Here is a 6,831-nt window from a genome sequence, read left to right on the forward strand (position 1 = left end):
TTACATGCGCTCCAGGGTATGGATGCCCAGTACGCCGAGGCCCAGTTTCAGCACCTTGGCGGTGGCGGCGCACAGCAGCAGACGGCTCTGACGGGTTGCTTCGTCCACGCCATCCTTGTTGATCGGGCAGGCTTCATAGAAGGTCATGAAGTTGCCGGACAACTCGTACAGGTAGGTACAGAGCAGGTGCGGCATCCCCTTGTCCGCCACGCCGTTGACCGCGTCGGAGAACTGGATCAGCTTCTGGGCCAGGGTCTCTTCCGCTTCCTCGTTCAGGGTCACATTGCCGGTCAGGGTAGCGGCATCGACGCCGGCCTTGCGGAAGATGGACTGAATACGGGTGTAGGCGTATTGCAGGTAAGGAGCTGTGTTGCCTTCAAAGGAGAGCATCAGATCCCAGTCGAAGATGTAGTCGGTGGTGCGGTTCTTGGAGAGATCCGCATACTTGACCGCACCCATGGCGATGGCGTGCACTACTTCGGCCTTCTCTTCGGCAGAGAGGTCGCTGTTGCGGCTCTCCAGCAGGGCGGCAGCGCGCTCTTCCGCTTCGTTCAGCAGGTCAACCAGCTTGACGGTACCACCGGAGCGGGTCTTGTAGGGACGACCATCCTTGCCCAGCATCATGCCGAAGGCGTGGTGCTCGAGGGGGACGGATTCCGGCACATAGCCCGCCTTGCGGGTGATGGTCCAGGCCTGCATCAGGTGCTGGTGCTGACGGGAGTCGATGAAGTACATCACCCGGTCGGCGCCCAGGGTTTCGTAACGGTATTTGGCACAGGCGATGTCGGTGGTGGTGTAGAGGAAACCGCCATCGCTCTTCTGGATGATGACGCCCATGGCCTCGCCATCCTTGTTCTTGAACTCATCCAGGAAGACAACGGTGGCGCCTTCGCTCTCGACCGCCAGCCCCTTGGCTTTCAGGTCGGCCACGATCTCCGGCAGCATGTCGTTGTACATGGACTCGCCCATGATGTCCTTGTTGGTCAGGGAGACATTCAGGCGGTCGTAGTTGCGCTGGTTCTGCTCCATGGTCATGTCGACCAGCTTCTTCCACATGGTACGGCAGTACTCGTCGCCACCCTGCAGTTTCACCACGTAGTTACGGGCGCGCTCGGCGAAGGCTTCATCTTCGTCGTAGCAACGCTTGGCCTGGGTGTAGAAGGCTTCCAGATCGCGCAGCTCCATGTCGGAGGCGTTTTCGTTGGACATCTTCTCCAGATAGGCGATCAGCATGCCGAACTGGGTACCCCAGTCACCGATGTGGTTGGCACGGATCACTTTGTGGCCGAGGAATTCCAGCGCGCGCGCAGCCACGTCACCGAGTACGGTGGAGCGGATGTGGTGCACCGCCATCTCTTTGGCCACGTTGGGGGCGGAGTAGTCCACCACCACGGTTTGTGGCGCGGGCAACCGTACGTTGGCGTTGGCAGAGGTCACCATGGCCTCGACCTGACCGGCCAGCCAGCGTTGGTCGAAGAAGAAGTTGATGAAGCCGGGACCGGCGATCTCGACCTTGGCGATCAGGTCGGAGGCGGGCAGGTGCTCGATGATGGCAGCCGCCAGCTCACGGGGATTCTTGCGGGCCGGTTTGGCCAGCAGCATGGCCAGGTTGGTAGCCAGGTCGCCGTGAGCTTTTTCCTTGCATCGGTCTACTTGCACGCGGGCTTCCAGGTCCGCCGGCAGGACGCCTGCTGACTTGAGATTGGCTACCGTTTGTTCAAGTAGATGATGAATATGCTCTTTCATAACTGACCACCAAGGTTGCGCGTCGAAAAATGACTGATATATAAGGGCGTGAATTTTACCCGCATCGGCTCGAGAAAACTATAGGGATGACCCGCCGCTCGCTGTCGGGCGGATATTTCACTGCGTTTGGCGCCATATTCCAGAATATTGGGCGGAAATTACGGTGCTTATCCATTTCTACTGCATATTGAAGCGGCTTGTCCAGGCTATTTTCCCCTGATTGTTAAGGGTTTTTCCTTTCCGATGACGGGAATGATCTCCTCCCTCTGGCCCGGCGTATCAACAGAGGTTCCCAACCGAGGAGTTTGCGATGCGACTGGCGCTGTTTCCCCTATCTGCCCACCTGCTGCCCGGCGGCATCATGCCGCTGCGGATCTTCGAACCGAGATACCAGCGGATGATCGCCGAGGCGGGGGAGTCCGGCTTTGCCCTCTGCATGGTGGACCCTCGTCAGCCCGACGCCCTGCGCAACATGCTGCCCATCGCCACCCGGGTCACCATCATCGATTTCGACCGGCTGCCGGACGGCATGCTGGGGATCACGGTGCAGGGGATGGAGCGGGTGCAGATAGAGGATCTGTGGCAGGAGCAGGATGGCCTGCGTATCGGCGAGGTGACGCCGCTGACGGCCTGGCCGCCCCGCCGGCTCCATCCCGATCAGCAACCGCTGGTTGATGCGCTGCGGGAGGTGTTTGCCGACTATCCCGACTACGCCGCCCTCTATCCCGCCCCCCGCTGGGACGATGGCAACTGGGTGGCCCAGCGCTGGCTGGAGGTGCTGCCCATCCCCCCTGAACAGAAGCAGTTGTTGCTGGCCGCTGCCGACAATCAGCCCGCCATCGCCCTGCTCAAGGGGGTGCTGGTGGCCAGCCACTGATTTTTTCCTGACCCGCTGATCCGCCACTGCCGCAGCGCCGTACAAGTCATCACCACAGCATGTTCGACAGCACACCAAAGGGATGGCGCAATGGCATATACTGGCCAACCACACTCGACCATACGCAGGACCTCGCCCGTGATGGATAACCCGGATGGCGACCTCAAATCTCTGCTGATCAGGGTGGCAGAGCAGGCCGACAAGGCTGCTTTTGCCCGCCTGTTCCAACACTTTGCGCCGCGTATTCGCAGCTACGGCCTGCGCCACCTCGGCAGCGAAGCCAACGCCATGGAGCTGGTACAGGAGACCATGCTGCTGGTGTGGCAAAAGGCGCGCCTCTACCACCCCGAGAAGGGTGCGCCGACCACCTGGATCTACACCGTGATGCGCAACCAGTGCTTCGACATGCTGCGCCGTCGTCGCGCCAGCAAGGAGGATCTCTGTGCCGAGGAGCTGTGGCCCGTGCTGGAGTTTCAGGCCGAAGAGGAGCATCTGAGCGGCGGTGAGGATGCGGTGCTGACCCGTCAGATGGCCCACTATCTGGGCACGTTGCCGGAGCCGCAACAGCAGGTAGTGCGTGGCATCTATCTGCAGGAGTTCTCCCAGCAGGAGCTGGCGGAGCGGCTCGGCGTGCCACTCGGCACCATCAAGTCCCGCCTCCGGCTGGCGTTACAGAAACTGAAAGAGCAAGTGGAGCAAGGCCATGATTAAAGCCCATCCAACCGACCCTATGCTGCGCGCCTTCGCCGCCGACGAGCTCCCTCTGCCGCTGGCGGTGGGGCTCTCCGCTCACTGTGAACTCTGCCCCGATTGTGCTGCCCGACTGAAGACATTCGAAGAGGAGCTGGCGCAGCAATATCTTGCCTCGCCAGCAGAGCCCGAGCTGGACTCTCGGGATGAAGTGGGACTGGACGCCGGATTCGACGCCATGCTGGCGGATATTCTGGCGCAGCCCGAACCGGTTGCTGCACCCGTTATCGATCTGCCCCGAGCCCAGCTCGGCGAGCTGGAGGTGGCAGGTCACGCCTACCGTTTGCCACGGGTGCTGGCCCGCTATCGTTCGCCCAAGTGGCGCCATATCGGGGCCATTCGTCAGCAGAGTCTGCCGCTGGACGAGATGGGGGCGCGCGCCAGCTTGCTCCATATCGAAGCGGGCGGCCGCATCCCCGAGCACACCCATCAGGGCTATGAGCTGACTCTGCTGCTGGCGGGCAATATTCAGGATGGCGATACTCTTTACAAGGCGGGAGATTTCATCTGGCGCGATGCTAGCCACTCCCATAGCCCGCATACGCCCGATGGCTGCCTCTGCTACACGGTGCAGGATGCGCCGGTGCAGTTCACCAAGGGGCTGTCGCGGCTGCTGAACGGCATCAGCCAGCACCTCTACTGAGCACCATGACGCCATAGAAAAAGGGACCAGATTGGTCCCTTTTTTCATTTGATTGCTGGTTGCCGGTCAGGCGACAAACACCAGATAGACGGCGAATGCCACGATAAAGCGGTAGATGGCGAACGGGATAAAGTCGATGCGGCGGATCAATGTCAGGAAGGTCTTGATCGCAAACATCGCTACCACGAAGGCGGTGATAAAGCCCACTGCAAACATCGGGAAGTCGGCCATCGAGAGGAAATCGCGGCTCTTGTAGAGATCAAGCCCGCTGGCTGCCACCATCATGGGCACTGCCATGATGAAGGAGAACTCGGCGGCGGCGTGACGGCTGATCCCCATCAGCATGCCACCACTGATGGTGGCGCCGGAGCGGGAGAAGCCGGGCCACAGGGCCAGACACTGGAACAGACCGATGCCAAACGCCTGCTTGTAGCTGATGTCATCCAGGGTTTCGGCTGTGACGGCCGGGCGGAACTTCTCGGCGATGATCAGCAGGATGCCCCCTGCGACCAGCGCGTACATGACGGTCTGCGGACCAAACAGGTTGGCCTTGATCCAGCTGTGGATGGCCAGACCGACCACGATGGCGGGCATCATGCCGAGGATGACGTGGATCAGCGACAGGGTGGCGTGATCCCGGGACGGCTTCTGGCCAAAGTGGATGCCAATCAGGCCAAACAGGCGGCGCCAGAAGACGGCGACTACGGCGAGGATGGAGCCAAGCTGAATCACCACTTCGAAAGTGGCTGCCTTGGGCCCTTCAAAGCCCAACAGATGGCCGACGATAATCATGTGGCCGGTGGAGGAGACGGGGAGGAACTCGGTCAGCCCCTCGACGACGCCCAGAATAAAGGCGACCAGCAGGCTATAAGTGTCAGTCATCGAACAAACAATCCTTAACTTCGTTGATGTAAAAACGCCCCGAAAGGGTCTCGGGGCGGCATATCTTGCTCGATTGTGACTGCTGAGGCTATGTAAAAATCATGAATTCTTTAAGTTAGTCGCGGATAAAGCGGTAGCGGGTCTGGTGGTGATAACGCTCGCCAGGCAGCAGCCAGGGGTTGCCCAGCTCGGGGCGATTGGGGCTGTCCGGCAGCTGTTGCGCCTCAAGACAGAAGCCGTCGTGATCCCGGTGCGACAGGCCGCTGCGGTTCGGGGTATTGGCCAGCCAGTTGCCGGTGTAGAACTGTAGCGAGGGCTGGTTGGTATAGACCTCCATCGCCAGCTGTCTGTCACCTGACACCACGCGAGCTGCCCACTTCTGCTCCGGTCCATTGAGTACAAAGGCGTGATCGTACCCCTTGGCTTGTTGCTGCTGGGGATGACTCAACCAATCCTGTCCGACAAGGCGCTCGCGGCGCAGATCGAACGACCCCTCCACCGGAGTGATGGTGATCGGCAAACCGCTCGGGTCGGTCGGCAGGAAGTGGTCGGCATTGATGCTGATGAGGTGGTCACGGATATCGCCGCCATCGGTTTGCCCATCGAGATTGAAGTAGGCGTGGCTGGTGAGGCTGACCGGCGTAGCGGCATCCGTGCTGGCGATGAAATCCACCACCAGATCGCTCTGCTCCAGCCGGTACTCTAGGGTTACCCGCAGATTGCCGGGAAAGCCCTGATCCCCCGCCCGGGAGAGCAACGCCAGCTTGACCCGATCCGCCTCCAGCTCCCTGATTTGCCAGCGCTGGCGATGAAAGCCAGCCTGCCCGCCGTGCAGACAGTTGGGTGCCTGATTGGCATTCAGCGGCCAGTGCTGTCCATCACGCACCAGCTCGGCACCGCCGATGCGGTTGGCAAAACGCCCGGCCACCGCACCCAGCCACACCTGCTGGGTGGGATAGGCGTCGTCGGCACAGCCCAGCAGCACTTCACGCTGTTTGCCCGCCACCGGCAGGGTGAGGGAGGTGAGGGTGGCGCCGAAGTCGAGGCCGCGCAGCCGCAGCCCCTCTTCATTTTCCAGCTCGAACGGGGTCATGGCGCTGCTCATAGCTTGCCTGCACCGGCGCTGGCAGAGCAGACGTAGCAGTCTGCCTTGAGGCCCGAGATGGCCGGATACTCTGCCTCGACTGCGGCGATCACTTCGGCCACTTTCTCCGGGCGCAGCAGGGCGACCACGCAGCCGCCGAAGCCGCCGCCGGTCATCCGCACGCCGCCATCGGTGCCGATCTTGGCCTTGATGATCTCCACCAGCCCGTCGATGGCGGGCACTGTGATCTCGAAATCATCGCGCATGGCGGCGTGTGATTCGGCCATCAGCTCGCCGAGTCGGGTCAGATCGTGGCTCGCCAGTGCATCGGCCGCCGCCAGGGTGCGGGCGTTTTCACCGACAATGTGGCGGGCACGACGATAGCAAGCATCATCCAGCCCGGCCTTGCCCGCTTCCAGTCCGGCCAGATCGAGGTCGCGCAGCGCCTTGACTCCGTAGTGACGGGCGGCCGCTTCGCACTGCTGGCGGCGGGTGTTGTATTCGCTGTCCACCAGACCGCGACGCACGTTGGAGTTGACGATCAGCACTGCCAGATCGCTGGGCATGGGGATGAGACGGGTCTCCAGCGAGCGGCAGTCGAGCAGCAGGGCATGATCGGTTTTGCCGCTGGCGGAGATCATCTGATCCATGATGCCGCAGTTGCAGCCGACGAACTTGTTCTCCGCCTGCTGGCCGTTGAGGGCGATCTCGGCCTGAGTGATGTCGAGCCCCAGCGCCTCTTTGAAGGCCTGACCAATGGCCACTTCTAGCGAGGCGGAGGAGGAGAGCCCCGCCCCCTGCGGCACATTGCCGGAGACCACCAGATCGAGGCCGCGCAGGGCATAACCG

The 6,831-nt window shown here is 61.7% G+C and carries 7 protein-coding genes; 3 read left to right on the forward strand and 4 right to left on the reverse strand.

The window, feature by feature from the left end; all coding sequences use genetic code 11:
- Positions 1-1,746, reverse strand: coding sequence for an arginine--tRNA ligase (gene argS, locus LRL22_RS19285; protein WP_270906143.1), 1,746 nt, complete (start codon positions 1,744-1,746; stop codon positions 1-3).
- A 310-nt stretch (positions 1,747-2,056) separates the two neighbouring features.
- Here argS and LRL22_RS19290 point away from each other — a divergent pair, with 310 nt between their 5' ends.
- From LRL22_RS19290 to LRL22_RS19300, 3 genes are all read left to right on the forward strand, one after another.
- Positions 2,057-2,623, forward strand: a complete 567-nt coding sequence (locus tag LRL22_RS19290; protein WP_270657060.1) for an LON peptidase substrate-binding domain-containing protein — start codon at positions 2,057-2,059, stop codon at positions 2,621-2,623.
- A gap of 141 nt (positions 2,624-2,764) precedes the next feature.
- A complete protein-coding gene (locus tag LRL22_RS19295) occupies positions 2,765-3,334 on the forward strand; it encodes a sigma-70 family RNA polymerase sigma factor (RefSeq protein WP_005355542.1) in 570 nt (189 codons plus the stop codon).
- Positions 3,327-4,016, forward strand: coding sequence for a ChrR family anti-sigma-E factor (locus LRL22_RS19300; RefSeq protein ID WP_270906144.1), 690 nt, complete (start codon positions 3,327-3,329; stop codon positions 4,014-4,016). Before LRL22_RS19295 ends, LRL22_RS19300 begins: the two co-directional genes overlap by 8 nt.
- Positions 4,017-4,082: 66 nt before the next feature.
- Here LRL22_RS19300 and bacA read toward each other — a convergent pair whose 3' ends face one another.
- From bacA to galK, 3 genes are all read right to left on the reverse strand, one after another.
- Entirely contained in the window at positions 4,083-4,898 is an 816-nt protein-coding gene (gene bacA, locus LRL22_RS19305) for an undecaprenyl-diphosphate phosphatase (RefSeq protein ID WP_021230740.1), read from the reverse strand.
- Positions 4,899-5,013: 115 nt separating this feature from the next.
- Positions 5,014-6,003: a galactose-1-epimerase gene (gene galM / locus LRL22_RS19310; protein WP_270906145.1), complete on the reverse strand. Its 990-nt coding sequence runs from the start codon at positions 6,001-6,003 to the stop codon at positions 5,014-5,016.
- A partial coding sequence (gene galK / locus LRL22_RS19315) for a galactokinase (protein ID WP_270906146.1) occupies positions 6,000-6,831 on the reverse strand: 832 nt, incomplete at its 5' end. The genes galK and galM, both read right to left, overlap by 4 nt.

This window comes from Aeromonas sp. PI_26, from assembly GCF_027854445.1.
GTDB lineage: Bacteria > Pseudomonadota > Gammaproteobacteria > Enterobacterales > Aeromonadaceae > Aeromonas > Aeromonas veronii.

Excerpts from the sequence above, each read along its gene's own strand:
- argS (WP_270906143.1), bottom strand. The coding sequence starts at position 1,746 with ATGAAAGAGCATATTCATCATCTACTTGAACAAACGGTAGCCAATCTC.
- LRL22_RS19290 (WP_270657060.1), top strand. The coding sequence starts at position 2,057 with ATGCGACTGGCGCTGTTTCCCCTATCTGCCCACCTGCTGCCCGGCGGC.
- LRL22_RS19295 (WP_005355542.1), top strand. The coding sequence starts at position 2,765 with ATGGATAACCCGGATGGCGACCTCAAATCTCTGCTGATCAGGGTGGCA.
- LRL22_RS19300 (WP_270906144.1), top strand. The coding sequence starts at position 3,327 with ATGATTAAAGCCCATCCAACCGACCCTATGCTGCGCGCCTTCGCCGCC.
- bacA (WP_021230740.1), bottom strand. The coding sequence starts at position 4,898 with ATGACTGACACTTATAGCCTGCTGGTCGCCTTTATTCTGGGCGTCGTC.
- galM (WP_270906145.1), bottom strand. The coding sequence starts at position 6,003 with ATGAGCAGCGCCATGACCCCGTTCGAGCTGGAAAATGAAGAGGGGCTG.